The sequence below is a fragment of the Sphaerisporangium sp. NPDC049002 genome, assembly GCF_040649355.1.
GTDB lineage: Bacteria > Actinomycetota > Actinomycetes > Streptosporangiales > Streptosporangiaceae > Sphaerisporangium.
The window spans coordinates 23,856-50,672 of the sequence record NZ_JBEZFH010000026.1; the positions used below are offsets into that span (position 1 = coordinate 23,856).

Below are 26,817 nucleotides of genomic sequence, written 5' to 3' on the forward strand. Positions count from 1 at the left end.
CCCCGACCGAATGCGGTGACAGCTGCGATCTGTCCGGGGATCAAACTTTCCCGTCCACTGCCGATAGGAAGCGCGGGACAGGGGAAGACGGGCGAGATGAGCGACAAGGCGGAGCCGGACGAGGGCAGTGAGAGTTTCCTCACCGTACTGGTGGCGGCCGGGGTCAACCTCGCGATCGCGGTGGCGAAGCTGGTGGCCGGGCTCATCAGTGGTTCCTCCGCGATGCTCTCGGAGGCGGCGCACTCCGCCGCCGACACGGTGACCGAGGTCCTCCTGCTGATCGCGGTACGGCGGGGCGAGCACCCCGCCGACCGCCGGCACCCCTTCGGCTACGGCAAGGCGGGGTTCTTCTGGGCGCTCATGGCGGCGGGCGCGACGCTGGTGATCGGAGCCGGGTTCTCGATCACCCATGGGGTGCAGACGATCTGGAAGGGGGAGGAACTGGGAGACCTCCGCGTCTCCTACGTCGTCCTCGCGGTGTCCTTCGTGCTGGAGGGCATCTCGTTCTTCAGGGCCTTGCACCAGGTGCGCGGCGCGGCCAGGCGGTGGAGCGTGAGCCCTCAGCGGTACGTCGCGCACACCTCCGACACCGCGGTCAAGGCGGTGGTCTTCGAGGACTCGGCGGCCCTGGCCGGGATCGTCGTCGCCGCGCTCGGCCTCCTCGGCTTCCAGCTCACCGGCTCGCCGGTGTGGGACGGCGCGGCGTCCGTGGTGATCGGCCTGCTGCTGCTCGGCGTGGCCATGCACCTGATCAGGGCCAACGCCTCCCTGCTGATCGGCCAGGCGGCCCCGCAGGGACTCCAGCGCGAGATCCTCAAGGAGCTCGTCTCGCAGGAGGAGGTCAGCGACGTCGTGGAACTGCTGACCATGATGCTCGGGCCCAACGAGGTGCTGGTGGCCGCGAAGATCGACTTCGTGGACGAGTGCTCGGGGGACCGGCTGGAGGCGGCGGCCGACCAGATCGAGCACCGGCTCGCCGAGCGGTTCCCCGAGATCACCCACGTGTTCCTGGACCCCACGCCCGGCCGCGCGGCCCGGAAGGCCAGGGGATCCGGCGGCCGTCCGGAGACCTCCGGGCCGCAGGGTCGCACGCAAGGGGGTCCGGCGAGCCCCGCGTGAACCTCCGCCGGGCGCCGGGGCGTCAGCTCAGCAGGATGCCCATCCAGGTCTCGATCTCGTCGGGGTGGCGGGGAAGGCCCGCGGACATGAGCCGGGCGCCGTCCTCGGTGACGACCAGGTCGTCCTCGATGCGCACGCCGATGCCGCGGAACTCGGGCGGGAGGGTCAGGTCGTCCGGCTGGAGGTACAGGCCCGGCTCGACGGTCAGCACCTGACCCGCCTCCAGCACGCCGTCGAGGTAGACCGACGCGCGCGCCCTGGCGCAGTCGTGCACGTCGAGGCCCAGCATGTGGCCGCTGCTGCACAGGGTGTACCTGCGGTGGAGGTCGTCGTCGACGGACTTCAGCACGCCCCACTCGCGAAGGCCCTCGGCGATGACTCCCATGGCCGCCCGGTGGAAGTCGCGGAACCGGGCCCCCGGCCTCACCACCGCCATGGCGGCCGTCTGCGCCTCGTACACCAGCTCGTACACCTGCCGCTGGATCGGGCTGAAGCGGCCGGACAGCGGGAGGGTCCTGGTCACGTCCGCGGTGTAGAGGTTGTCGGTCTCCACGCCCGCGTCGAGCAGCAGCAGTTCGTCGCGGTTCAGGCGGCCGTCGTTGCGGATCCAGTGCAGCACGCAGGCGTGCGCGCCGGAGGCGGCGATCGTGCCGTACCCCGTCGCGTTCCCCTCCAGCCGCGCCCTCAGCCCGAAGACGCCCTCAACGTACCGCTCGCCCCGGGGGTGCGCGAGGGCCGGCGGCAGCGCGCGTACGACGTCCTCGAAGCCGCGCCCCGTCGCGTCCACCGCGTGCTGAAGCTCGGCGATCTCCCACTCGTCCTTGATCAGCCGCATCTCCGACAGGAACGAGGCGAACTCGCGGTCGCCGTCGTGCGGCGCCACCCGCGCGTCCACCGAGGCGTCCACGTCGCGCAGCACCCGCGAGTCGCCGGTGAGCGCCTCGGGAAGGCGGTCGATCGGCGCGCACTCGATCTGGTAGAGCGCCTCGGCCTCGTCCAGGGCGGGCCGGGCGCCGACCCAGAACTCGCCGTACCTGCGGTCGCGGTAGAACTCCTGCCCGGCCGCGCCCCCGGCCGACCTTGGGGAGCGGGGGCGCGTGAACAGCGTCGCCGCGCCCGAGGGGGCGATGACCAGCACGTCGTCCGGCTCCTGGCCCCCGGTGAGGTACGCGAACGCGCTGTGCGCGCGAAAGCGGTAGTCGTCGTCGTTGCTGCGGACCTTGAGCGTTCCCGAGGGGATGACCAGCCGCTCGCCGGGGAACCGCCGCACCAGCGCGTCGCGGCGCTTGGCGGTGTAGGCGGCCAGGGGCAACGGCGCGAGGCCGGGGCGGCTCGTGTCGTCCCAGCCCTCGGTCATGAAGGCGGCCAGGGCGTCGGAGACCGGCAGGTCGTGGCTGCCGGTGTTCAACTGATCGGTCATCGGAGGTCCCGGTGGAGAGAAGTGGTGCGTGACATATTACTCATTGCGCCCGGCGTGCCGGGTCCGGAGTCCCCGGGAATCACGCGGGTCCTTTACCGCCACACGCGGTTAACGAGGACCTCAGGTGGGGAAGCCACAGGTACCCTAGCCGGGCCTCTCCAGCTTGACGAGGTGGTGTCGATGCTCATCAGCGCGATCCTGCGAGGTAAGGGAACCACGGTGGCCACCATGGCACCGCAGGCGACCGTCACAGAGCTGCTCGCGATTCTGTCCGACCACAACATCGGCGCGGTCGTGGTGTCGGAGGACGGCATGACGATCGTCGGCATCGTGTCCGAGCGAGACGTGGTGCGACAGCTCCACCTGCGGGGTCAGGGCGTGCTCGACGCGCCGGTGTCCTCGATCATGACCACCTCCGTACGTACGTGCGGGCTCGACGCCGACGTCGACGATCTCCGCAAGACCATGACCGACCACCGCATCCGGCACCTCCCCGTGCTCAGCGAGGGCCGGCTGGCCGGCATCGTCAGCATCGGAGACGTGGTCAAGAGCGCCATCGAGGAACTGGAGACCGAGAAGGCCGCACTCGTCGACTACCTGCACAAATGAGCCGCGGCTTGCCTGCGTCCATGACGTGGGTGGGGCGCGTCCTGCCCGCTCGACGCCTGAGCGGGTGAAGGTCGCCTACATCGTCGGGCTCTCGGTCCCCGTGGAGGAGTTCAGCGTACGGCTGGCCGAATTGCCCGGCGCGGTGCTCGCCCAGGAGCTGCCCCACGACCGTGTCGTGGTGGTGCTCGAATCGCGCTCGGGAAGCAGCGCGCTCGCCTCGCTCACCGGCGTGACGACGATCCGCGAGGACCGCCCGGCGCGGCCTCACGGGGCGGAACCGCGGCGCCTACGCGGTGCGCCGCCGTAGGGTCGCCGCGGCGAGGGTCAGGGTCACCATGACGCAGCCGACGATGACGCCGAAATCGCGCCACAGGGTGCCGGTGGCCTCGGCATGCAGGCCGACCTCCTGAAGTGCCTCCACGGCGTACGTCATCGGCAGCACGTCGCTGATCGCCCGCAACCAGCCGGCCATCTGGTCCCGGGCGACGAAGAGGCCACAGAGCAGGATCTGCGGGATCACCACCACCGGCATGAACTGGACGGCCTGGAACTCGGTGCGGGAGAACGCGCTGCACAGCAGGCCGAGCGCGACGCCGAGCACCGCGTTGGCGATCGCGATGAGGACCACCAGGCCCACGCCGCCCGGGGCGTCGAGGTCCAGCAGCCAGTAGGCGACCGCCGAGGTCACCGAGGCCTGGACGGCGGCGGCGAGACCGAACGCCAGCCCGTACGCGAACAGGAGGTCCAGCTTCCCCATCGGCGTGGTCAGCAGCCGCTCCAACGTGCCGCTGGTGCGCTCGCGCAGCATCGCGATGCTGGTGACGAGGAACATGATCGTGAAGGGGAAGACCCCCAGCATGACCAGGCCGATGTGGTCGAAGACGCCGGGCGCGTCGTCGAACATGTAGTAGAGCAGCGTCAGCAGCAGGTTGGGCGCGACGACGAGGAGTGCCACGGTGCGCTTGTCGTGGCGTAGCTGGCGGAGGATCCGCCCGGCCGTACCGGCCAGGATGCGAAGGTTCACGAGGCCCCCTGCTTGGCTCGGATCAGGTGGAGGAACGCCGCCTCAAGATCGGGAGTCCCCGTCCCGGCCCGTACCGCTTCCGGCGTGTCGTCCGCGATGAGCTCCCCGTCGCGGATCAGGAGCAGCCGGTCGCACCGCCCGGCCTCGTCCATCACATGGCTCGACACGAGGAGGGTGGTGCCCTCGGCGGCCATCGCCCGGAACCGCCGCCACAGGTCGTCGCGCAGGACCGGGTCCTGCCCGACCGTCGGCTCGTCGAGGATCAGGACCTCGGGCCGGCCGACCAGGGCACAGGCCAGCGACGCCCGGGCGCGCTGCCCTCCGGACAGGTCGCCGACGAGCCGGCCGGCGGCATCCCCGAGCCCGACGTCGGTGACGGCGGCGTCCGCGTCGGCCGCTGTGACGCCCTTGTAGAGCGACGCGAAGTACCGGGCGTTCTCTCTCACCGTCAGGTCGGCGTAGACGCTCGGCGCCTGCGTCACATAGCCGATCTTGGTACGCAGCGGGGCGGACCCGGCCGGGACGCCGAGCACCGTCACCGCGCCGGCCTTCACGACCTGGACGCCGACGATGGCGCGCATGAGGGTGGTCTTCCCGCTGCCGCTCGGACCCAGCAGGCCGGTGACGCTACCGCGCGGAATGGAGCAGCTCAGACCGTGCAGAACGCGGCGCCTGCCACGTTCGACGATGAGATCCCGGACCTCGATCGCAGGCTCCACAGGCACCTCGGACTTCCCTGGCCAGATATTTCAACTGCTGATGAAATCAAAAGCTAGACGAGATCGGCAGGGGATTCAAGACGGGAGCCCTGGTCTGTCAGATCGATCACGCGGCTTACCCGCATGGGCGGGAGGGACCTCCGTACGGGAGGACCGCCCGGTACGGCTCGTCCGGACTCCGCCGTGGTCGGTGCGCCGGCCGGCTGAGCCGCGCAGGAGCCGCCGCCGATCGCGGAAGCCCCCGATCGCGGAAGCCCCCGATCGGGTGGCCGATCGGGGGCGGGAGCGATTCGCGACGGAGCACAGGCGTGATCTCTGCGTCGCCTAGTAGTTGGCGGACAGGACTAGCCGCGGGGTTCGCCGGGGCGGCCGTCGTGGGCTCCGTATTCGTGGTCGGGGCGTCTCCTTCAGACCCGTCCCGCTCCAGAAGGCGCTTGTCAGCAGAACAGCTCTACGTGGTCGGCCCGATTGTTGTTCGCGTCTCCGACGTAGCTCCATGCCGAGAACGGGCTTGAGCTCCAGAGGGGATAATCGTACTGGTGACCGTAGGCGGGGTTGCCCAAATCATCGTGTTCGCGGAAACCCAGCTGCCATTTGATGTTGTTGTGCACCGAGGTGGTGCGGTCGTTCCAACCCCAATTGGCGAGGTCCTGCCAGCCACAGGAAGAGAGCTTTCCCCGGGGGTATCCGAAATCCTTCCCGTCGTAGAAGCAGAACCAGCCGGACGGACAGTCGGCGACCGCGGCCACCGTGACCCGCTCTGGAAGGGCGTAGGTCACCACGAACGTGCCGTCGGCGTAGGAGATCTCGTTGCGGCTCGTCTGCACGCCTCCCGGGGCGATCTTCAACTGAAGCGCCATCTGCTGGCGCAGTTCCGCGTCCGAGCGGGCCTGCCGGTGCAGAAGGGAGGGGTCGTCCGCCGTGCTGATCCTGCTCGACTCCGTTTGGCCGGTGACACCGGTCGAGTTCGTCGCCGCGTGTGCGGACGACCCCGTCAGAGTGACCGCCGCGGCGACGCAGCCCGCCAGCAGGCCGGCGATGATCCTGGATCTCGACATGCTACCTCCATGAAAAGATGCTTTCTCAAAACTCCACGGACAGATGCTTCCTCAGAAGCCGAATGCTGGAAAATCTCGCCTGAATTCTTCTCCTGTGGATCTCCGGAAGGCGGGGTTCGCTGATCCGGTTAAAGTGTGGGCCGCCACCACGCGCCCCAGTAGCGAGGAGAACGGCCCCTCTCCTTTCCTCCAAGTGGCGGAGTCGCGAACGGCGCCTCAGGGAACGGTGAAAACCGTGACGGCCATTCCTCGGTTGTTCACAATTGGCGAAGCCGGCCGTACGGTTCCGGCTCGCCGCGCCGGCGCCTTTAGTTTCGTCCTGCTTCGAGCGTTGGTCGATGGGTTTCCTGTTGCCTCCGCAGAAGGGAAACAGGGAAACACCGAAATATCAGGAGCGATGTGCTGGTGCTTCGGATGGCTCGGGACACCCTCAGGCCGGGTGGCGGGATCGCATACGACTCCGCGGAACGTCAGATCTGCCGGACGGCTCCGGACCCGAGGCGAAGGCGCGTGAGAGCGTGACGGCTGCGTGCCGCCCAGTGCGGGGCACCGATGCGTTCGGCGAGGTTTATGGCCTCGGCATAGTGGCGGGTCGCGTCCTTGCGGCGGCCGAGGGCGGTGGCGAGCTGGCCGAGGGTGTGGTCGACCGGATTGAGGGTGATATGCCCGTGCACGATTTCAGGAAGTCGCCCAGCATGGGGAATGAGCTGCTCGTAGCAGGTCGCCGCTACGGTGTCATCGTTGAAGTGAATGGCGTTCTCGGCCCGGAAGACCGTCCAGAGCAGCCAGTAGAAGTCCCGGGGGACCGGTGCGGCGGGTGCCCAGACGGCCCGTGCCTGGTCGTATCGGCCCGCGGCCAGGAGTAGCCGCGTGTAGGGCTCCGCGATCACATCACCCAGCCGCTCGTAGACGGGGCGGGACTGCTCGGCGAGGGCGGCCATGCGCGCCTGGGAGCCGGAGTCGGAGTCGGCCCGGGCGTGTTCGAGGCAGAATCGCACCAGCAGGTCGAAGGTGTGCGCGTTCGGATCGCCGACGACCCGCAGTTGGGCGGCGATCTCAGCGTATTTGCGTTCGGCGTGGTCGAATCGCCCGGCGATCAGGTCACGGAGGGCGTCGAACATGGCGAGTACGCCGAGCGCGAGCCCGAGTTGGCCGGTGGTGGCATGCTCGACCGCCTGGTCGACGTGCCACTGTGCCCGTTCGAGATCGTTGCGGCCGAGTTCGACCATGAACAGGATCTGGTGCCCCTGCGCCTGGTAGCCGGTCAGGCCCGCCTGCGTCGCGACGGCGATCTGGTCTTGGCCGATGCGTTCCATCTCCGCGTGTCCGTCGGGGTCGAGAGTGGTCGCGATGTATCTCGCGTTGAGGGCGAGGCACAGCAGAGCGGGTTCGCCGAGCCGCCGGGCGATCGTGAGCGCCTCCACGCTGGCCTGGTCGGTGCGGTCGGGGTCGTTGGCGTCGACCTCGATGGCGAGGGTCGCCAGCAGCCGGCAACGGGTGCGATCGTGTCGGGCGGGCAGCGTGGCCAGCAGGGCTTCCAGGCCTTCGACCAGTGTCGTGTCCATGTGCTGGTACTCGTGGACCGTCCACAGCGCAGGAGCGTCGTAGGCGGTATGGGCGCGGAGTAGTCCCTCGGGTGTGCCGGCCCGTCGGGCCGCCTCGATCGCACGGCGGCGGGAAGCGCGGGCCGCCAGCACGTTGCCCGCGTGGCCCTGCGCGGAGACCAGCGCGCAGAGCAGGTCCAGCCGCAGGCCGTCCTGCCCGTTGGGCTCGCCGGAGTTCTCCGGCGAGCCGTGACCACACAGATCAAGGACCTGCAACGCCCGCTCCAGCAGACTGGCGGCCTCCTGGTGAGCGGACAGCGCGGAGGCGGCATGAGCGGCGTCCGCTGCCGCGAGCGCCGCGGCCCGCGCCGTGGACACGGTGGCGGCGGCGAGCGCGTGGTGGGCCAGCACAGCGGCACCGGCCCGCCGGGAACGGGTGAACGCTTCCAGGGCGCGGGCGTGGAGGCGGTTGCGGCGCAGCAGCGGGATGTCCTCGTAGAGGACGTCCCGGACCAGCACGTGGGAGAACCGCACGGTGCCGGGCGCCGGTTCGGTGAGGAGTCCGGCACGGACGGCGGTCTCCAGATCATCGAGGACGGCGTCCTCCCCGATCGCCTCAATCATCAGCAGCATGTCGACATCCGCCTCGACGCCGATCACGGCGGCGGTGCGCAACACCGACAGCACGCGGGCCGGAAGTGCCGTCAACCTGCAACGGAGCACCTCGCGGACCCCGTCGGGCACCGATTGGGCGGTCGTCTCGGTACCCGTGGCGGCGATCAGGCGGGCGAACTCGCAGACGAACAGCGGGTTTCCCCCGGTGCGTGAGGCGATCAGCTGAACGGTCCGCCGGGCCGGCATCGTTCCGCTGTGCCGGTGGATCAAGCGGGCGGTGTCGGCCTCGGCGAGCCCACCCAGATCCAGCCGGCCGGCACGGGTACCGGCCATCGCCGCCCGTGCGGCCACCAGGTCGGCGGTGATCTCATCCGGCCGATAGGTCGCCACGACCAGCACCGGATGCTCGGGCAACTCGGCGAAAAGATGGCGCAATACCTGCAGGGTCTCCCCGCCGGCACGGTGAACATCATCAAGGACGATCAGTAATGGCTCCTGCTCGGCGCGCTGGGAAAGACACCGGACCAGTTCGCGCGCCAGCCGGAACGGTGCCGCGGCCACGGCGTCCTCCGGGCGCGCCGTGTGGTCTGGCACCGGCGGTTCTTCGGGGGGCGCCGTGCGGTCTGGCACCGGCCGTTCTTCCGGGGGTGCCGTGCCGTCTGGCACCGGCCGTTCTTCCGGGGGACGCGCCTCGACGCCGTGATCACCGACGCCGTCTCCGCCTTCGGGGGCCAGGCCGGTGGCTCGAAGGCGGCGCATCACTTCGATCCACGCCCATCCCGGCGGAGCCCCGTCGACCTCCGGGCAGCGCCCCCACGCCGTCTGCCATCCGCTTCGTTCCGCCGTCTCCACCAACGCCCGAGCGATCGTGGACTTGCCCACGCCGGCCTCACCACCGACCCACACGACCCGGAAGTGCCCCGCGGCGGCCGCCGCCGCATGCGTACTCAGGGTCTCCAATTCGGCTTCCCGCCCGAGGCATGCCATCGCCGGGAAGGGTTCGATCTCCGAACCCGCGGTGGTCCGATCCCCTCGTACGGTCCCGGACCGGCCGGTCACCAGGACAGAGCCGGGCTCGGGGAAGGGCGGGTCGTTCGCCACGACAGAGCCGGGCTCGGGGAGGGACGGGTCGTTCGCCGGAGGACCGCCGGGGGACCGGTGCCGATGGGCGGACGCCCGCTCGGCCGGTTCCCCGGCCGATGACACGGAGTCGTCGCCGGGTTGCCGTTCGGCGGTCAGCCTGGCCAGGAGGCCACCGGTCCGCAGTTCGCGATCGCATTCCCGTGCCAGACCGGGCGTCAGGGGCTTCCTGTCGTTCTCGACCTTGCTCAGGTAACCCTTGCTGTAGTGCACCAGCTCAGACAGGTCGGTGAGGGATATCCCGCGTTCCAGACGTAGCCGGCGTAGCAGGCCGCCGAAACGTGCGGGTGTCGAGCCGTCGGCCCCCACAGCGGTCATCAGGACCTTTCCATGAACGCCACCGCGCCCGAAGGGCGACAGCCGCCGCAGTTCACTACCCGCGCACAGATACCGCCTTCAGACGGTGATCCATGATTCGGCATTACAAGGCAGAGAAACCCCGGGAGTCAAGGCCGCGCGACTCCGAATCCGGATTCGGGGCTGACATCCCCTTGGCCGAACAAGAGACCGATGGGGGCCGGCCATCTATCCGGGCAGGTCATCGTGGTCCGGTATTCCTCCAGGCCATTCGGTGGCCCGTCGGGCTGTTTGACCGGGCAGGTTGAGCGATCTCTGGACACCGCCGGATCCGGGGCCCGGCTCTGTCGGATCGACGACGCGGCCGGGTGGGGTGCGGCCGTACCATCGATCTGTGGCCGCGGCGGGCGGTCAGGGGCGGGGGCCCTTCCTGAGCGTGTCGACCTCTGAAGGCGGCGAATGTGACGGGAACGTCTAGGGGCAAGCCCTCCATCGCCGTCTTCGGGGCTGTGCGGTCGTGGATCCAGAGGAAGCCGGTGGTCAACGGCTCGGTGGTGGTCGCGGGGATGTCCGGGGCCATCGGACTCGCGCTGGCGGCGGCGCAGGCCTTCGGCGGCGGCGCCCCGACCTCGGCGTCCGCGCCCGGGCGGGCGTCCGCGCCCTCTCCTCACCTCTCCGCCGCCCCCACGCCTTCGCCCTCCGCCACCGAGGGCCCGCAGGACCCCATCGTGCGGTCGGTCACCCTGCGGGGCCCGGGCCTGCCTGTCTTCCGGCCAGGCCATGTGGAGCTGGCGGCGGGATCCTCGCTGAGGATCGTGAACAGGTCGGCGAGGAGCTGTCCGGTGACGGTGGTCAGGGCGGGCTTCTTCGCACCGCCTGACGACTACCCGCCTTCGCGGGGGTACGGGACGTCGCCGTTGCCGCCCGGCGGCAGCTATGTCATCGATTTCCCGAGCTATCCGGCGCTGTCGGTTCCCACACTCGGCGTGCCGGCGCGGCGGGTGACGATGGCTCCGCCGGTGGTGGTCGAGGGTGTGGTCTGCGGCTCCGACTTCTCCGGCTCCAGAGCGCTGGGCGACGCACCTGGTCTGCTGGTGGTCGACATCAGAACCTACTGAGGTTGGTGAATTGGTGAAGTGGCGTGGCGCGCTGTTCCGGCGGCTCTTCCTCGCCGACTTCTCCGCGGCGTTCTGGACGGTCGTCAGCGGCGTCGTCTCCGTGCTCGCCCTGCTCGTCAGCGTGTACTCGATGACGAGGGGTGCCGAGCCCAGCGCTTCGAAGGCCGAATTGGACCGCAGCCGGCGGGAGGTCGCGTCGCTGGATGCCCGTGTCCGGGAACTGGAGGCACAGATGTCGCCGCATCCGACTCCGAGCCCCATGTCCACGGCCTCGGCGCCGGCCCGCACGCCGCGGCCTTCTCCGCCGGCTCCTCCAGCCAAGCCGTGCATGTCGCGGACCCGGTCTCCTGACTGCACCATCAAGATCCACGGTGGGCGCCAGGACTTCGCGCCAGGCTCCATCTCGGTCTTCAGGGGCGCCGTGCTGTGGTTCCGCAACGCGTCCGGCACCGTATGCGCTCTGCACCATCGCGAGGCGATGGAGTTCGCGGTGTGGAAGACGAAGCCGGACGCGGTCATCGTCCCGCACGGTCCCGCGTTCAAGATGGGATTCCCTGACACGTCGTCCTTGGGCCCGTTCCACTTCTGGTGCGACGCGAACCCCGGAGCTGTGAAGCACCCGAAAATGCTGATCACAGTGAACTAGCCCATCGATATCGCGCCGCTCCCCGTTCTGGGCCACGACTGGTTCGCCGGACGGAACCGACATGGGCCCCGGGGCCCGATGTCGCCCGCCGGTTGGCGGAGCGCTCTGTCAGGTGTCCAGGTACAGTGCCATGCCGACGATGGAACTCAGTTCGTCCCAGCTAGCCGCGCGCGTCGGCCGAGCTCGGGGTGAGCTCGGGGCGTCGTCACCACTGAAGGGCGCTGTCGCAGAGAAGGACGTATCCAGATGGAACTTCGCCGTGTTTCCTTCGGTCATCCGGACGCGGTCAAGCTCAACGACGTGGTACAGCGTGAGTACGCCGAGCGGTATCAGAGTCAAGGTGACATGACGCCGCTGGAGCCGGCCATGTTCGAGCCGCCGCATGGCCTCTACCTCATCGCGTACGACGAGAACGGCACCCCGCTCGCCACCGGCGGCTGGCGCGCCCAGGAGGCGGATGAGTGGGGCTATTCGGACGGCGACGCCGAGATCAAGCGCATGTTCGTGGTCGAGGAGGCGCGCCGTCGCGGTCTCGCGCGTCGCATGCTGACCGCTCTGGAGGACGACGCGCGTGCGGCGGGACGGACGCGGATGGTTCTGGAGACCGGCACCGAACAGCCCGAGGCGATCGCGCTCTACACCTCCGACGGCTACGAACCCTGCTCCAAGTTCGGTCACTACCGCTACGAGGTGCGCAGCCGCTGCTTCGCGAAGCCCCTCCAGCCCTGAAGGCCGGTTCCGCTCACGTCCAGCGGGGGAGACCGGCGCCCATGCCTCACCTCGCACCCCGCGGAAGGCCGAAAGTTCAATGAAACTTTCGGTGGCGATCGCTGGGATCTGATCATGCGACAGAGGCTTTCATCGGCCTGCCTCTAACTCGATCAGCCAGGCAGATCAATTGACCAGGATAAATGCCCCTGAAAGGGGGTTCTGATCAAGATCAGGTTTCCGATATGTTTCCGAAAGTTATTGACAGTTTGACAACCTCAGACACATAATTTCGCCATCGACAGACCTCGACCACTGTCGATCCGGGTCCCGCCGCGACCTGGTCCTCCGGTCGTCGACCGTACGACGACCGGCCATCCCTCCGCCGCGTTGTACGCCGACGCGCGGCGGTCGTCACCCTGTGCTACCGACAGCCCTCGCCGGGTTGTCTCACGCTGCCCGGCCCCCCGGCCGGCCTTCACGAGGAGGAAGCAACGCACATGAACGACGCCCCCGCCCGCCCGAAGGGCCGCGGACGCACCAGGCTGCTCTTCGCCCGTGCCTGCGCCGTGGCGCTGGCCGCGGCCATCACGATGGTGCCCGGCATCGCCGACGCGGCCGTGACCTCGAATCAGACCGGCACCAACAACGGCTATTTCTACTCGTTCTGGACCGATAGCCCTGGCACGGTCTCCATGGAACTGGGATCCGGCGGCAATTACAGCACCTCGTGGCGCAACACCGGGAATTTCGTCGCCGGAAAGGGCTGGAGCACCGGCGGACGCAGGACCGTGAACTACTCGGGCAGCTTCAACCCGTCAGGCAACGCCTACCTGACCCTCTATGGGTGGACCAGAAACCCACTCGTGGAGTACTACATCGTCGACAACTGGGGCACCTACCGGCCCACGGGGACGTACAAGGGCACGGTCACCAGCGATGGCGGCACGTACGACATCTACCAGACGACGCGAGTCAACGCGCCCTCCATCGAAGGCACGAGAACCTTCAATCAGTACTGGAGCGTCCGGCAGTCGAAGAAGACCGGCGGCACGATAACCTCTGGCAACCACTTTGACGCGTGGGCCCGTAATGGAATGAGTCTGGGCAGCCACGATTACATGATCCTCGCCACAGAGGGATATCAAAGCAGCGGGAATTCGAATATAACCGTGGACGGATCCACCTCCGGTGGTGGCGGCGGAGGCGGTGGTGGTGGCTGCACCGCGTCGCTGTCCGCCGGCCAGCAGTGGAGCGACCGGTACAACCTCAACGTCTCGGTCTCCGGCGGAAGCAACTGGACCGTGACGATGAACGTGCCGTCCCCAGCGAAGATCATCGCTACCTGGAACATCAGCGCCAGCTACCCCAGCGCCCAGGTGCTGACCGCCAAGCCCAACGGCAACGGCAACAACTGGGGTGTGACGATCCAGACGAACGGCAACTCGACCTGGCCGACGGTCTCCTGCAGCGCGAGCTGACCTCCGGACACCCGGAACACCGCACCTGTGGCGCGACGGCCCATGGCCGCCGCGCCACAGGACCGCCGCCCTGATGGCGGGAGGGTGGGCGCGGGGCGGGATATGTGGCCTGGGCATGAGAACCGACGGAGGTGGAAAGTAAGCCGACTATGAAGAGCGCTGTTTCCGGCAGAGGGAGTGCGGGGTGAGCGCCGCTGCCGTGGGGGCCGGTGTCTTCCTCGGAAGCAGAGAGTGGTCGTACGTCAAGGGGTTCGGAACCTCATGAGACTTTCCGGCGCGACCGTGTTGATCACGGGTGCTTCTTCGGGAGTGGGCGCGGCGACCGCGCGGACCGTGGCCAGAACCGGTGCGCGGCTGGTTCTGACGGGACGTGACCGGACGCGCTTGGAGCGTGTCGCCGCCGAGACCGGCGGAGTCGCCGTCGCATGCGACCTGGTGACGGATGCCCACCTGCTCGCCGAGCGTGCGGGACCCGTGGATGTACTGATCAACAACGCCGGGGTCGGCTGGGCCGGGCCGTTCGCGCGGATGCCGCATGACGCGCTCGACCGGCTGGTGGGAGTCAATCTGACGGCCCCGATCCGGCTCACGCGTCTGCTCGTTCCCGGCATGGTCGAGTCGGGCCGGGGACACATCGTCTTCGTGGCCTCGATCGCCGGCATGGTCGGGGTGTCGCACGAGGCGGTGTACTCGGCGACCAAGGCGGGGCTTGTCGTCTTCGCCGAGGCGCTACGCCACGAGCTCCGTGGCTCTCCCGGGATCGGCGTGTCGGTGGTGCTGCCGGGTGTGGTGGACACGCCCTTCTTCGATCGGCGCGGCGCCCCCTACGATCGTCGCCGGCCCTCGCCCATCCCACCGGAGCGAGTGGCGCGCGCGATCGTCGCCGCGATCCGGCACGAGCGGGCCGAGTCGTACGTGCCGGGGTGGCTGCGCGTGCCGGCCCGGCTGCGGGGTGCCGCGCCGGGGCCCTTCCGCCGCCTCGTCCGGCGTTTCGGATGAGGCGGCTGCCGCCTTCGGCGAGGGTCAGCCGTCGCGTATCGCTCGTAAGGACTGTTTGAGGGAGCCGAGAGTGGCGAAGATGGCGGTGGGCTCGTATCCGCAGTGCGCCATGCAGTTGGCGCACCGTGGATCGCGCCCGCGACCATAGGAGTCCCACTGGGTCTCCTCGACCAGTTCCTTGTACGTCCGGGCGTATCCGTCGGCCATCAGGTAGCACGGCCGTTGCCATCCGAACATCGAGTACGACGGGATCGCCCAGGCCGTGCACGGGAAGTCGGTTCGTCCTTCGAGGAAGTCGAGGAAGAGGGGCGAGTGGTTGAACCGCCACCTGCGGCGGTTCCCACCGGCGAAGGCCTGGCGGAACAACTCGCGTATCTCTCGCACCCCGAGGAAATGCTCCTGATCCGGGGCCTTCTCGTAGGCATACGCGGGAGAGATCATCATCTGGTCCACGGCCAGGTCGTCGTTGAGGTAGTTGAGCACGTCGATGACCGTCTGCGGGCTGTCGGTGCTGAAGAAGGTGGTGTTGGTGGTGACGCGGAAGCCACGCCGCCGGCATTCGCGTACGGCGGCGACCGCCTCGTCGAACACGCCTTCCTTGCAGACGGACGCGTCATGGCGCTCGCGCAACCCGTCGATGTGCACCGTCCACGCGAAGTACCGTGACGGCGTGAATTCGTCGATCTTCTTGGGGATCAGCAAGGCGTTGGTGCAGAGGTAGACGTACTTCCTGCGGGCGACGAGCTCCCGGACGATCTCCGCGATCTGCGGGTGCATGAGTGGCTCGCCGCCCGCGATCGACACCATGGGGGCGCCGCTCTCCTCGATGGCGGCCACGGCCTGGTCCACGGGCATGCGCTGCCTCAGGACGTCGGCGGGGTGCTGGATCTTGCCGCAGCCGGCGCACTTGAGGTTGCAGGCGAACAGCGGTTCGAGCTCGACCAGCAGTGGGAACTTCGCCCGTCGCCGTAGCCTCTGGTAGAGGACGTAGCCGCCGACGCGCAGGCTCTGGCGAACCGGAATCGTCATGACCGCACTTCCTTCCCGTCCGAGAACCGGATCTCCCGCACCATCCGGGGATCTATGCCTGCGGCCCAGCGCGTGAGGACCGGGCCGATGCGTCGCAGCGCGCGATGGGCCAGAGCACCGCCACGTAGGGTGGCCAGGCTCAGCAGCGGCGCGCCGGGAGTGTCGACGATGACGCGCACCGCCGCCAGCGGGCGACCGGCACAGGCGGCCGCCAGCGGCCCGGTCTCCATGTCCACCGCATGCGCCCCACCGGCGGCGAGGTGGGCGCGCTCGGCCCCGGCGACCACGTGGTCGCAGGTCAGCAGCCGCCCGGTTCGAGCGGGCAGGCCGGCGCGCGCCAGTTCCTCGGCCAGTGGCGGCGCCGACGCGCAGGCGAACACGCGGTCCCCGAAGCGCACCTCGCTCGCCACCAGCACGTCCCCCGGGCGCAGACTCGGGTCGATCGCGCCTCCGAATCCCACCACGGCCAGGACGCCGTACCCCGGCAGATCGGCCGCCGCGCGGGCGGCCAGGCGCACCCCGGGGCCGGTACGGATCACCTGGACCCCCTTGGACGCGGCGAGGCCGCGCCGGACGGCCCGCGCCTCGATTCCCAGCGCGGTGCAGATCAGCAGGCCGGTCACGACGGCACCTGCGATGTCCCGACCGCGCCGCCGGCACGCACGTACCGGCCGAGGGCGCTGATCGGGAAGACGAGGCGATAGAGGTGGTAGTTGATGTAGAAGTCGCCGGGAAATCCGGTTCCGGTGTAATAGGGCTCGTCCCAGGTGCCATCCGGGCGCTGGTGCTCCACCAGCCACCCGACGCCCCTGTCCACGGCGGCCGAACGGTCGCCGGCCGCGAGCAGGGCCAGCAGTGCCCATGCGGTTTGCGACGGCGTGGACTCCCCGCGTCCGATCCAGGCGGGGTCGGTGTAGGAACGCAGGTCCTCGCCCCAGCCGCCGTCGTCGTTCTGGTGATCGCGCAGCCAGGCGACGGCCCGCCGTACGCAGGCCGCCTCCGGTCGTACACCGGCCGCGACCAGGGCGGGAACCACCGCCCCTGTGCCGTAGACATGGTTGGCGCCCCAGCGGCCGAACCAGGAGCCGTCGGCCTCCTGCGCCTTGAGCAGCCAGACGACGGCGCGCCGCAGAGTCTTCGATCCGGCCGGTCGTTCGTGGGCGAGCGCCTCGACGACATGGGCGGTGACGTCGGCCGACGGCGGGTCGATGACCGCGCCGAAGTCGCAGAACGGCAGCTTGGCGCACAGTGCGCGGGTGTTGTCGGCGTCGAAGGCGGCGAAACCGCCGTCGCGCGAGGCCATCGCGGTCATCCAGCGAACAGCGCGGTCGATCGCCGGCCGCGCGCCGGGGCGGTGCGTCCGGCGAAGCGCGAGGATCACCTCGGCCGTGTCGTCGGTGTCGGGGTACCCGTCGTTGTCGAACTCGAACGCCCAGCCACCCGGCGGCGGCGAGGGCCGCCGCACGGCCCAGTCGCCCGGCCCCCTGACCTCCTGGCCGAGCAGCCAGTCGGCGGCCTCGGCGACGGCCGGGTGATCGGGGGCGACGCCCGCGTCGAGAAGCGCGTTGACCGCCAGCGCGGTGTCCCACACCGGTGACTGGCAGGCCTCCAGCCTGCGGCCTCTGTCGTCCCGGATCGTGAACCGGTCCAGCCCCTGGATTCCCCTGCGCATGACGGGATGGTCGATGTGGTACCCGGACAGGTTGAGCGCTATCAGGGAGTAGACCCAGGGCGGCTGGATGCCGCCCCAGGAGCCGTCGGCCTCCTGCCGCGCCACGATCCACTCGGCGGCGCGCCTGAGCGCCGCGTCTCGCGGGCCTTTCACCGGGTCGCGCTCGTAGCGGTGCAGTAGCCGGTCCAGGGCGCGGAACGTTCCGTCCCACCCCAGGCCCGCACCCGGCCGTACGGTGCGTCCGGTGCGCAACTCGGTGAGGTCGAACGGGAGCGGGCGCACGGGCCGGTGGGCGCTGACCACGGTGAGAGGGACGATCGTCTGGCGCGCCCAGCAGGCCCAGTCGTAGACGTTGAGCGGGAACCACGACGGCAGGAACATCATCTCCGGGGGAAGGACGGGCAGTTCCTCCCACGGCCACTGACCGAACATGGCCAGCCAGATCCGGGTGAACACCCGTGCCGCCTCAAGGCCGCCGGCCTGCCGGACGAACGCGGTGGCGGCGCGCATGTGAGGGGCATCGGCCGGGTCGCCGGCGAGCCGCAGCGCGGCATAGGCCTCGACGGTGGTGGACAGGTCCGGTGGGCCGCCGTGGAAGTTGGCCCAGGTCCCGTCCGCGCGTTGCTCGGATCGGATCCAGCGGGCCGCCTCGGCGGTGTCCTGCCGGCCCCGGATGCCGAGGAACTCGCGCAGGAGCAGGTCCTCGGCGTCCATCGTCACGTTCGTCTGCAGTTCTCCCTTCCACCATCCCTGCGGAGAGCGCAGGCCGATCAGGTGGTCACACGCCGCGCCGAGGGCCAGATCGGCGCCGGACGCCGTCTTGGGCCTGGAGGCGTCGAGCGTGGTCATGTCAGCCGTCCCGGCATGGCCTCCGGCGCGGCCGGCGCCGGCTCGGTCGTCCGCGCGGCCTCCTGCCGCAGGTGCCGCCCGGCCAGGCGGGCCGCGTGGAGTCCGCTGCGCACGGCTCCCTCCATGGTGTCGGGCCAGCCCGTGTCGGTCCACGCGCCGGCGAGGTACAGGCAGGGCCACCGGGTGGCCGCCGCGGGGCGAAGCGCGCCGCTTCCGGGGCCCTGGCGGAAGGTGGCGCGACGCTCCCTGGTGACGAAGAAGTCGGTGAGCCGTGCCCGGGAGGGAAACAGCCGCCGGAGTTCGGGGACGAACTCGGCCCGGATCTTCTCGACCGGCATGTCGATCCATCGGCCCGCCGCCGACACCGAGACGGCGAGGTACTGGCCCCGGCCCAGCCCCGCGACGGCGGTCTTGTCGAAGACCCACTGCACGGGCGAGTCCACGACGGCCGCGAACGGCACATCGGTGACCGGCCGGTCGTACACGGCGTGCACGTTGACGATCGGGCTCGCATCCAGGCCGCTCCAGCGGTCCCGGTCGGGCGCGGCGTCCCGGGGGACGAGCCTGGCGGCCCGCTCGTGGGGTGTCGCCAGGATGACGGCGGAGGCCGCGATCCGGATGCCGTCCACGACGACCGCCGGGCCCGGCTCGATGGCGGTGACCTTCGCCGACAAACGCACCTCACCGCCACATCGCCGGATGGCGGCCTGGGCGGCGGTCCCGTGCAGGTCGCCCAGAGGCATGGCGGGAATGCCGATGTCGCCGGCGTCGGCCCGGCCGAGCAGGGCGGTTCTGAACACCTTCACCGCCGGTCCGAGGGCCGCCTCGTCGACGCCGACGTTGAGGGCCGCCACCGCGAACAGCTCCCACAGGGCCCGCCGGGCGGAGTCACGTTGCCCGTGTGCGGCCAGCCAGCTCCCGAGATCGGTCCGGTCGAGCTCGGGGTCGCCGGGGTCCAGCCTGGCCAGCGCGAGGGAGCCGCGGACCGCGCGTAGCCGATCGGCCGGTCGAAGCAGGGAGTAGGTCGCGAGAGCGGGCATCAGGTGGAACGGCCCGGGCAACGCGGACCGGCGCAGACGCCCCGACCGTCCCGCCGGGGTGAGGACCCGCAGGTCGAACCGGTCCTGGAGGCACACCCGTCCGGCGCCGCCGATCCTGTCGAGCAGACCCCGGTAAGCCGTGCAGCATCGCAGGAAGACATGCTGGCCGTTGTCCACGACCAGCCCGTCGCGCTCGAACGAGTAGGTCGCGCCGCCCAGCCGGGGGCGAGCCTCGTACAGCGTCGTGGCGTACCCGGCCTCTCCAAGGGCGACGGCGGCGGCGATGCCCGCGAGCCCGCCGCCCACGATCGCGACCGGCGCCGCCGGGGAGCCGCTCAGTTGCCGGCTCCCACCAGCGCGCGCGCCGCCACCATGGCCTTCTCCCACGCGGGCAGCGACGATCTGACGCTGAGCGCCTGGATGGGATGGGCGGCGACGCGGTCGAGCAGGGACCGGTAGATGCCGGCCATCGCCGCGGTGCACGCCGCGCTGCGCCGGTCGAGCATGGGCAGCAGCTCTGCCCCCCGCTCGTACCAGTCGCGCGCCCGGTCGGCCTCGAACCGGACGAGCCTGACGAGACGGTGCGGTGGATCGGTGAACCTGCCGCGGGAGTCGACGTCCAATGTGCATCCGAACCGTTCCAGGTCCTCCGACGGCAGGTAGACGCGTCCGGCCAGCCGGTCCTCGCGCACGTCGCGAAGGATGTTCGTGATCTGTAGCGCCACTCCCAGGGCGTCGGCCAGCGGCGCCGCGGTCCTAGGGTCCCGGGCTCCGAAGACGCCGAGTGAAAGACGCCCGACCGATCCGGCGACGCACCGGCAGTAGTCCAGCAGGTCGCCGAAGCTCTCGTACGTCGCACCGCGCACGTCCGCGACGCACCCGTCGATCAGCTCCTCGAACGCCAGGAGCGGGATCGGATAGCGCCGCGCCGCGTCGTCGAGGGCGACCATGACGAGATCGTCGTGACCGGGACGTGCCTCGCGAAGCGCGGCACGCGCGGCGGACAGGCGGGCCAGCCGCTGTTCGGCGGGCCCGTCCATGTCGCCGATGTCGTCGATCCGGCGGGCGAAGGCGTACACGGCGCTGAGCGCCCGGCGCTTGGGGGCGGGCAGCAGCCGGATGCCGTAGGAGAAGTTGCGCGCCCGCACGCGGACGATCTGCTCGCAGCGCCTGTACGCGTGGGAGGCGGTCACCGAGTCACCTGCCTCGCGGTGAGAACCTGGAGCCAGGCGGCCAGCCATCGGCCACGACGGGGGCGGACGGTGCGTCCGAGCACGTCATGAGCGGACCGCTCCAGCGCGGTCACGGTGGCGTGGCCTCCCGCGATGTAGCCCGCGACCGCCATGCGGGCGTACCCGGTCAGCGAGGCGACGAGCGGACGGCCGTCGTCCAGCAGCCGTGCGGCTCGCGAGACCTGCAGGGCCACCACGCGGCGCAGCCCCGCCGAGGTGACGCGACCGGCCAGGTCGCCCTCCTCGCAGCCGAATCCGCGCAGGTCCTTCCCCGGTAGGTAGACACGGCCCCGCCGATAGTCCTCACCGACGTCCTGGCAGTGCTCGATGACCTGCAACGCGGAGCACACCCGGTCCGACAGCACGAGCCGCTTTGGAACCGCCATGCCGAAGACGTGCAGCACGATGTGCCCCACGGGGTTCGCCGAGAGCTCGCAGTAGCCGAGCAGGTCGTCGAAGGTGTCGTAACGGGTGACCGTCTGGTCGCGCCGGTTGGCCTCCACCAGCCGGTGGAACGGCTCGGCCGGGATCGCGCACGCCTCGACGGCCCGCGCGAGCGCCCCGACGGCAGGCAGGCGCGGAGCCGCCCCGGCGTACAGGCGAAGCAGATCGGATTCGACGGCGTCGAGCAGCCGCGGCCGGTCTTCGGGCTCGGCCTCGTCGCCGATGTCGTCCACGAATCGCGCGAACCCGTACGCCGCCCAAAGGTGCTCGCGGTGCCGGCGCGGCAGCACCCGTAGGGCCACCGGGAAGTTCTCGCGGCCGGCCTTCGATTCGACGTCTTTCCCGCAATCCTGCCGCGATGACATTTCTATGCGATTTCCATCGGCCCATGTCGCAAACAAGAAAAGCGCCGCCCGACGGCATTCATTGCCCCGCGTTGGCGGGGAATTTATACCGTCCGGAGCCTTCTACGCCACCCGCGATGACCGGCCCACGTTTTCGTGTCCATGAGGCCGAATGGCGGTTTGACGGCACGGGCCGGCGGAGATGGTGATTTCGAGCCGTATCAAGGAGGACCGCCGTGGCCGGCCTGTCGCAGCGTTCCCGGGTCACGACCCCTGGCGGCCGTCCCTGTGACGCCATGGTCACGCAACGGCCCGACGCGCAGTCCCATGGAACGGCAGCGGTCCACCAGCGCGGGCAGGGCGCCGAGCCCCGATCGCCAGGAGCCGGGGGCCGAGGTGTGGTCGGAGTCGTGGAGCAGCAGGGTCGCGCCGCCGCGCAGCCCGGGTGCCACGGCCGCAAGCACCGACGCCGGGCTCGCGGTGGCGGTCCAGTCCTTGCCCCACGCGGTCCACAGCACCGGGCGCAGTCCTCGCGCGGGGGCGGCGACCAGCGTCTCGGCGCTCAGCACGCCGTACGGCGGCCGGTACCACGCCGGGTGCGCGCCGGTGACCGCGAGCACGAGGGCGGACGCCCGGCCGATCTCGCTGGTGACACGGCCCGGGCACATCACCAGGGCGTTGACGTGCCGCCAGCCGTGCACGGCCATCTCGTGCCCGTCCGCGACGATGCGATGCCCAAGCTCGGGGTGGCGTTCGAGCATCTCACCGAGAACGAAGAACGTGGCCTGGCACCCGAGCCGTTCGAGCTCGTCGAGGAAGCGCGGGGTGGAACGGGGGTCGGGTCCGTCGTCGAAGGTCAGCGCCACGTGATCGGCGCTTCCCACGCCCGCCAGACCGGGCAGCCGGCGCCGTACGGCGGGCAGCCAGGTCCCCGCCGGGGCGGCGTGCAGCAGTGCCAGCCCCACCAGGGCCGTCGGCAGCGCGGCGGGTCGCATCGTCTCAGGCCCGACGGAGACCGATGGTGACGGCGGGCCGGCGCGTGCTGATCCTGAGCGCGGGCATGGGCGCCGGCCATGACGGGGTCGCCGCCGAGCTGGCCCGGCGGCTGGTCGCCGACGGTGCCGAGGCCGAGATCATCGATGTCCTCCAGTTGCTCCCGCTCCGGCTCGGCCCGATGCTGCGCTCGGGGTACCACTGGGTGATCAGGCACGCGCCGTGGCTCTATGAGGCCACCTACCAGCTCTTCTTCGTCGCCAAACGGGCGCCGTCGACATCGCCGCTGACGCTCCTGGCGGCGGCTCCCCTTGCCCGCCTGGCCGGCCGCCACCGGCCCGACGAGGTCGTCTCGACCTTCCACCTGGCCGCCCAGGTGACCGGGTGGCTCAGACGGCGTGGCCGAATCCGGGCGCGGAGCACGGTGCTGGTGACCGACTTCGCCGTGCACCGGCTGTGGCTGCATCCAGGCAATGATCGCTACCTCTGCCCGAACCCCGCCATGACCGGGCACATCACCGCCATGACCGGACGGCCGGCCCTGTGCACGGCCCCCGTCGTACGACCGAGGTTCCGGCCACGTGCCGCCGAGTGCGCGAGAACACGGGCCAGGATCGGCGCCGACCCCGGTGACCTGCTGGTCCTGGTGTCCGCGGGTTCGTGGGGAGCGGGTGCCGTGAGGGAGACCGCGCGCGTCCTGGCGAGCTCCGGCCGCTACAGGCCGGTCGTCCTGTGCGGGCACAATGCCCGGCTCCGGAACCGTCTGGGCTGTGGCGGGACGGTGCTGGCGCTCGGCTGGCGGGACGACGTGCCGGAGCTCATGTCGGCCGCTCACGCGCTGGTCGACAACGCCGCGGGGCTGACCTGCGTGGAGGCCTTCGCGGCGGGGCTGCCCGTCGTCTCCTACCGGCCCATCCCGGGTCACGGTCGCGACGGCGCGCTGGCGATGGCACGGGCGGGGTTCAGCGTCCACGCCCCCGACGCCGCGGCTCTGCTCGACGCCCTGGACCGGCTGCGGGACGAACGGCAACGCGATCTCCAGATCGCCCGGGCGTCGGCTCTGTTCACCTCGACGCCGGCCGTGGCCGCTCTCATGTCCGCTCCTGCTGACCTTCCACCCGCGTCCGCAGGGCCGGCGACTGGGCGAGCAGGAAGCTGCCATAGATGATCAGACCGATGCCCGTCGCCTCGGGGAGGACCCACGGGCCCGTCCGGACGTGCTCTCCGAACATCGTGGTCCCGTAGAGGATGCTGGCGACCGGATCGCTGATGGTCAGCGCCGGCTGCGCGGCCACCAGAGATCCGCTCTGAAGGGCGTTCTGGAGCAGGAACAGGCTGAACAGGCCCATGGCGACCATGGCATAGAGCTCCCAGGAGGTCGCCAGGGCCGCCGGATCCTCGCGCAAGATGGTAGTGCTCCGCTTGATGAAGGTGGCGGTGAAGGCGAAGCCGACACCGGTGGCGACTCCCAGCGCGGCCGCACGGGCGGCACCGGTGAGAGCCTGTCCGACGATCACGAGTCCGATGACGGTGCCGATGGTCGCGATCGCGGCCATCACCCACTCCGCCGAGCTGGGAACATGGCGTCCCGGCCCAGGCGCGGCGCCGGCGAGGAACACCGCGAGCCCGGCGCTCATCGCGGCCACCGCCAGCCATGATCGCCGGCCGAGCTTCACATGGAACACAAATGACAGCAGAACCATGGTGAACGGCAGTTCGCTGACGAGAACGGGCTGGACCAGCACCAGCCCCCCCGCCGACAGGGCCGCGGCCTGGAAGAGGAATCCTCCGATCAGCGCCGCGATCCCGCCGAGCCATACCGGACGGCGGACCAGAGTCAGGATGAGCGCGCGCCGGAACCCCGGCCGCACAGGCACCGACCGTGCCGCACGACGTTGCAGCACCGAGGCGACGGCGTTGCTCGCCGCGGCGAGCAACGCCAGTACCACGGCGATCACGTGCCATCCCCGTCCGGGTGCCGCACGACCTCCCACTCCGGCTTGGCCAAGAACGGGGACCTCCCCAGGATGACGATGCCCGTCACCATCGCGACCAGCCCGGCCGCCTCCGCCGCGAGCGCCCCCGGGGTGACCCGCAGGTGCTCGGAGAAGATCGCGACGCCCAGCGCGATCCCGGTGATCGGTTCCGCGGCGGTGGTGGCAGGCAGCGAGATCCGAAGCGGTGCGGCGTCGAACGCGCTCTGGTTGAGGAACAGCCCCACCACGGCGACACAGGGCAGGACGTACGGTTGCCAGGTCGCGACGACGGCATGCAGTCCCTCGCGCATCGTGAGCAGTGAACTGCGGGTGAGCACATCCTGAACTCCGTACAGAACTCCGGCGGCGGACGCCAGCGACATCGCCTTGCTAGGGAGAGAAAGCCGGAGTCCTACCAGGACGAACCCGGCGGCGACCACGACCGCCAGAAGCACCGCGAGCCACCGCATGGAACCCGGATGAGGCAGATGCCCTCCGTACGGTTGCCCGGAGAACAGGAAGAGCGCCACTCCTCCGCTCACCAGCACCGCGCCCAGACATTCCATGAGACCGAAACGTTCCTGGTAGATCACGTGCGCGGCGGTCAAGGCGAACAGCAGGTTCGTCGCGAGAAGGGGCTCCACCTGTGCCAGCCCCTCTGCCCGCAGCGCGACCGCGCCGAGGATCTGACCGCACAGCATCAGGCCGATCCCGGCCAGCCACAGAGGCGTGCGGATGAGATCCAGCAGCAGGCGCGGGCGCAGCATCTCCCCAAGCGGCTCGCGGTACGCCGCGTGCTGCTGGGCGACGTAGCCCAGACCGAGAAGGCACGCCGCGCCCAGGGATACCGCGATGATCACTGAACTGTCCTTGGCCAAGGGGCTCGTGCTCGGTGCGGGGCTGCTGGCGCCCCCTCTCCACCAGGTCGTTCTGCATCAGAACCACCGGCCAGCCTATCCCGGCCGCATACAGCCGGTCCAAAGGCCGCACCGGTGGCGTTTCCCTCTGACCCTGCGGTGAGGTCCACTGGCGGCATGAAACCGGTGCCGGCACCCCTGGGGGAACGCCACACACCGCCTCCCGAGCTGGGGTCACACGGTCCTCAGCCGCCACCCTTCGAGGTGGGTCGGCGCGATGGTGCTCTGCGGGTAGTAACCCCACTCCTCGCATTGATCGCCGACCACGGGTGTGCCGCTGCGGGCGGACATCACCCGCCACGCCTCGATGGCGTAGTTCACGTTGTATCCGTCCACGCCATATTCGGCGATCAACCGGGTTCTCGGCGGCACGTTCACCGTCAGGCTCACTCCGATGGAGGTCGTGCGGCTCATCACGATGCTGGAGCTGACGTTGGCGGTGAGATAGGCGCCCGCGTTCGCGCTGACCCCGGTCGTGGCCGAGACGCTGTAGGTCTGGGACCTCGATGACGAGATCGTGTAACTGACGGGCAGGTCGGTGCCGTTGTCAAGTTGCTGCCCGTCGCTGACGAAAAACTGCGGAGTGACGGACAGCGTCGTGTACCGATGTCCTTCCCAGATTTTCATTGACTTGTAGACGAAGATGAGCTTCCATTCGGTTATTCCGGTGGGGCAGGGCACGATCGCGCCGGCGTTGGCCGTGGTCGGAGCGACCACCGTGAACAACCCGGAGAGCAGGATCGCGATCGAGGTGATGCGACCGATCCGGGTGCGCCACCTGCGCCCCGCCCCTAATCGGTTCCGCTTCGCCGAACCGTCCCTCGGTATGTCCATGTTGCCCTCCCAGTGCTGATTTGACGCGGAAGCCGTATGGCGACAGGCCCATCTACCGGGCGTCGGCGTGCACGATCGAGAACGTCCGGAGCTCTGCGAACGGGGTCCGTCCGCGAATTCGTGGAAATGGGCCGGCGCCGACATCATCTACCGGCCCCTGAGCCTTGACTAGGGCCCAAATGCGGCCCGCGTACGAGCGGCCGAGGTCGCTGTGATCAAGGTCGGTCGGTCATGCCAGGTGGCGGAGGCCACCCGTCTTGAGGCCGCCGATGAAGGATCGCCACTCGGCGGAAGCGAAGATCAACGGAGGGCCGTCGGAGTTCTTACTGTCGCGGACCGCGACCACCCCGGGCAGGTTGGCGGCGATCTCAACGCACTGACCGCCGTTCCCTGAAGAGCGCGATGACTTCCGCCACACGGCAGTGCTCAGGTCCATTCCCGTTTCACTTCCTCGATCATTTTGAGAGAGACACGCTCAGGATAAGCCCACAGTCGTATCGCTTCATATCGCTTTCGGATGGAGATCACGAATTCATGGTTGGTCGTGATCTGGCCCTGCACGGGCGAATCGGCGTGAATGGTGTCCGGCTGGTTGTCAGGTTGCTCGGCGATCATGAAAGGCCCCGCCATGCCTGGGAGACATTCGGGATCGACGAGTTGTATGGAGACGGTAGGTCGCTGGGCCGCCTCAAGTAGATAGTCGAGCTGATCTCGCATTACCTCAGGTCCGCCGACCCTGCGACGGAGCACCCCTGCGTCAATGAGCACCAGGACCAAGGGAGGGTTTTCTCTGTCGAGAACTCCCCGGCGAAGCATGCGGGCCTCGGTCCGCTCCCGTATCTGCTCTGGAGTGATCTGAGGCTCCTGGATGAATATGTGCCTGGCGTAGGACTCGGTTTGGAGGAGGCCGGGGATCAGCAAGGGGTCCCAGGAGCGGAGGACGAGGGCGTGGGGTTCGATCTCCTCGGCCCAGCCTCTGAACCAGATCGG

26 protein-coding genes are annotated in these 26,817 nt (G+C 69.8%); 9 read left to right on the plus strand and 17 right to left on the minus strand.

Translation table 11 applies throughout. The features are described from left to right. Positions 1-96 precede the first annotated feature (96 nt). A complete protein-coding gene (locus AB0B89_RS08555) occupies positions 97-1,119 on the plus strand; it encodes a cation diffusion facilitator family transporter (RefSeq protein WP_358550026.1) in 1,023 nt (340 codons plus the stop codon). Positions 1,120-1,141: 22 nt separating this feature from the next. Here the strand turns inward: AB0B89_RS08555 and AB0B89_RS08560 are convergent, their stop codons facing one another. Then, a complete protein-coding gene (locus tag AB0B89_RS08560; protein WP_358550028.1) occupies positions 1,142-2,539 on the minus strand; it encodes an aminopeptidase P family protein in 1,398 nt (465 codons plus the stop codon). Positions 2,540-2,719: 180 nt separating this feature from the next. Between AB0B89_RS08560 and AB0B89_RS08565 the strand changes: the two genes are divergently transcribed. Further along, positions 2,720-3,148: a CBS domain-containing protein gene (locus tag AB0B89_RS08565; protein WP_358550030.1), complete on the plus strand. Its 429-nt coding sequence runs from the start codon at positions 2,720-2,722 to the stop codon at positions 3,146-3,148. A 64-nt stretch (positions 3,149-3,212) separates the two neighbouring features. Beyond that, entirely contained in the window at positions 3,213-3,455 is a 243-nt protein-coding gene (locus AB0B89_RS08570) for a hypothetical protein (protein WP_358550032.1), read from the plus strand. Here AB0B89_RS08570 and AB0B89_RS08575 read toward each other — a convergent pair. From AB0B89_RS08575 to AB0B89_RS08590, 4 genes are all read right to left on the minus strand, one after another. Next, positions 3,435-4,172, minus strand: coding sequence for an ABC transporter permease (locus AB0B89_RS08575; protein WP_358550034.1), 738 nt, complete (start codon positions 4,170-4,172; stop codon positions 3,435-3,437). The two genes, AB0B89_RS08570 and AB0B89_RS08575, sit on opposite strands and share 21 nt — an antisense overlap. After that, complete coding sequence (locus AB0B89_RS08580; protein WP_358550036.1) at positions 4,169-4,897, minus strand: ABC transporter ATP-binding protein; 729 nt, start codon at positions 4,895-4,897, stop codon at positions 4,169-4,171. Before AB0B89_RS08580 ends, AB0B89_RS08575 begins: the two co-directional genes overlap by 4 nt. A gap of 431 nt (positions 4,898-5,328) precedes the next feature. Continuing rightward, on the minus strand, positions 5,329-5,949 hold the full coding sequence (locus AB0B89_RS08585) for a peptidase inhibitor family I36 protein (protein ID WP_358550038.1): 621 nt from the start codon (positions 5,947-5,949) through the stop codon (positions 5,329-5,331). Between the two features lie 470 nt (positions 5,950-6,419). After that, positions 6,420-9,566, minus strand: a complete 3,147-nt coding sequence (locus AB0B89_RS08590; RefSeq protein WP_358550040.1) for an AAA family ATPase — start codon at positions 9,564-9,566, stop codon at positions 6,420-6,422. Positions 9,567-10,006: 440 nt separating this feature from the next. Here AB0B89_RS08590 and AB0B89_RS08595 point away from each other — a divergent pair, with 440 nt between their 5' ends. From AB0B89_RS08595 to AB0B89_RS08615, 5 genes are all read left to right on the plus strand, one after another. After that, positions 10,007-10,663, plus strand: coding sequence for a hypothetical protein (locus AB0B89_RS08595; RefSeq protein WP_358550042.1), 657 nt, complete (start codon positions 10,007-10,009; stop codon positions 10,661-10,663). A gap of 13 nt (positions 10,664-10,676) precedes the next feature. Next, on the plus strand, positions 10,677-11,309 hold the full coding sequence (locus AB0B89_RS08600) for a hypothetical protein (protein WP_358550044.1): 633 nt from the start codon (positions 10,677-10,679) through the stop codon (positions 11,307-11,309). A 246-nt stretch (positions 11,310-11,555) separates the two neighbouring features. Beyond that, positions 11,556-12,038 carry a GNAT family N-acetyltransferase gene (locus AB0B89_RS08605; RefSeq protein WP_358550046.1) on the plus strand — a complete coding sequence of 161 codons (483 nt, stop codon included), beginning with the start codon at positions 11,556-11,558 and terminating at the stop codon, positions 12,036-12,038. 479 nt (positions 12,039-12,517) lie between these two features. Further along, positions 12,518-13,498, plus strand: a complete 981-nt coding sequence (locus AB0B89_RS08610; protein WP_358550048.1) for a glycoside hydrolase family 11 protein — start codon at positions 12,518-12,520, stop codon at positions 13,496-13,498. A gap of 261 nt (positions 13,499-13,759) precedes the next feature. Then, positions 13,760-14,497 (plus strand): SDR family NAD(P)-dependent oxidoreductase, encoded by a 738-nt coding sequence (locus AB0B89_RS08615; RefSeq protein ID WP_358550050.1) that lies wholly within the window; start codon positions 13,760-13,762, stop codon positions 14,495-14,497. A gap of 24 nt (positions 14,498-14,521) precedes the next feature. Here the strand turns inward: AB0B89_RS08615 and hpnH are convergent, their stop codons facing one another. The 7 genes from hpnH to AB0B89_RS08650 all read right to left on the minus strand — a co-directional run bounded on the left by hpnH (position 14,522) and on the right by AB0B89_RS08650 (position 22,102). Then, positions 14,522-15,526 (minus strand): adenosyl-hopene transferase HpnH, encoded by a 1,005-nt coding sequence (gene hpnH, locus AB0B89_RS08620; RefSeq protein ID WP_358550052.1) that lies wholly within the window; start codon positions 15,524-15,526, stop codon positions 14,522-14,524. Next, entirely contained in the window at positions 15,523-16,149 is a 627-nt protein-coding gene (locus tag AB0B89_RS08625) for a hypothetical protein (protein ID WP_358550054.1), read from the minus strand. Before AB0B89_RS08625 ends, hpnH begins: the two co-directional genes overlap by 4 nt. Then, positions 16,146-18,047, minus strand: a complete 1,902-nt coding sequence (shc, locus tag AB0B89_RS08630) for a squalene--hopene cyclase (RefSeq protein WP_358550056.1) — start codon at positions 18,045-18,047, stop codon at positions 16,146-16,148. Before shc ends, AB0B89_RS08625 begins: the two co-directional genes overlap by 4 nt. Further along, positions 18,044-19,474, minus strand: coding sequence for a hydroxysqualene dehydroxylase HpnE (gene hpnE / locus AB0B89_RS08635; RefSeq protein ID WP_358550057.1), 1,431 nt, complete (start codon positions 19,472-19,474; stop codon positions 18,044-18,046). Before hpnE ends, shc begins: the two co-directional genes overlap by 4 nt. After that, a complete protein-coding gene (gene hpnD / locus AB0B89_RS08640; protein ID WP_358550059.1) occupies positions 19,423-20,280 on the minus strand; it encodes a presqualene diphosphate synthase HpnD in 858 nt (285 codons plus the stop codon). The genes hpnE and hpnD overlap by 52 nt, the downstream gene beginning before the upstream one ends. Continuing rightward, complete coding sequence (gene hpnC / locus AB0B89_RS08645; RefSeq protein ID WP_358550061.1) at positions 20,277-21,128, minus strand: squalene synthase HpnC; 852 nt, start codon at positions 21,126-21,128, stop codon at positions 20,277-20,279. The genes hpnD and hpnC overlap by 4 nt, the downstream gene beginning before the upstream one ends. 200 nt (positions 21,129-21,328) lie before the next feature. Then, complete coding sequence (locus AB0B89_RS08650) at positions 21,329-22,102, minus strand: polysaccharide deacetylase family protein (RefSeq protein WP_358550063.1); 774 nt, start codon at positions 22,100-22,102, stop codon at positions 21,329-21,331. A 23-nt stretch (positions 22,103-22,125) separates the two neighbouring features. Here AB0B89_RS08650 and AB0B89_RS08655 point away from each other — a divergent pair, with 23 nt between their 5' ends. After that, the gene (locus tag AB0B89_RS08655; RefSeq protein WP_358550065.1) at positions 22,126-23,268 is read left to right on the plus strand and encodes a glycosyltransferase; all 1,143 of its coding nucleotides are present in this window, start codon (positions 22,126-22,128) and stop codon (positions 23,266-23,268) included. Here AB0B89_RS08655 and AB0B89_RS08660 read toward each other — a convergent pair. From AB0B89_RS08660 to AB0B89_RS08680, 5 genes are all read right to left on the minus strand, one after another. Next, entirely contained in the window at positions 23,192-24,058 is an 867-nt protein-coding gene (locus tag AB0B89_RS08660) for a DMT family transporter (RefSeq protein WP_358550067.1), read from the minus strand. The genes AB0B89_RS08655 and AB0B89_RS08660 overlap by 77 nt on opposite strands. Next, positions 24,055-24,936 carry a DMT family transporter gene (locus AB0B89_RS08665; RefSeq protein ID WP_358550069.1) on the minus strand — a complete coding sequence of 294 codons (882 nt, stop codon included), beginning with the start codon at positions 24,934-24,936 and terminating at the stop codon, positions 24,055-24,057. Before AB0B89_RS08665 ends, AB0B89_RS08660 begins: the two co-directional genes overlap by 4 nt. A 231-nt stretch (positions 24,937-25,167) precedes the next feature. Further along, complete coding sequence (locus AB0B89_RS08670) at positions 25,168-25,719, minus strand: hypothetical protein (protein ID WP_358550071.1); 552 nt, start codon at positions 25,717-25,719, stop codon at positions 25,168-25,170. A gap of 337 nt (positions 25,720-26,056) precedes the next feature. Next, positions 26,057-26,263, minus strand: coding sequence for a DUF397 domain-containing protein (locus AB0B89_RS08675; RefSeq protein WP_358550073.1), 207 nt, complete (start codon positions 26,261-26,263; stop codon positions 26,057-26,059). Next, on the minus strand, positions 26,254-26,817 hold a 564-nt coding region (locus AB0B89_RS08680), incomplete at its 5' end, for a DUF5753 domain-containing protein (RefSeq protein ID WP_358550075.1). The genes AB0B89_RS08680 and AB0B89_RS08675, both read right to left, overlap by 10 nt.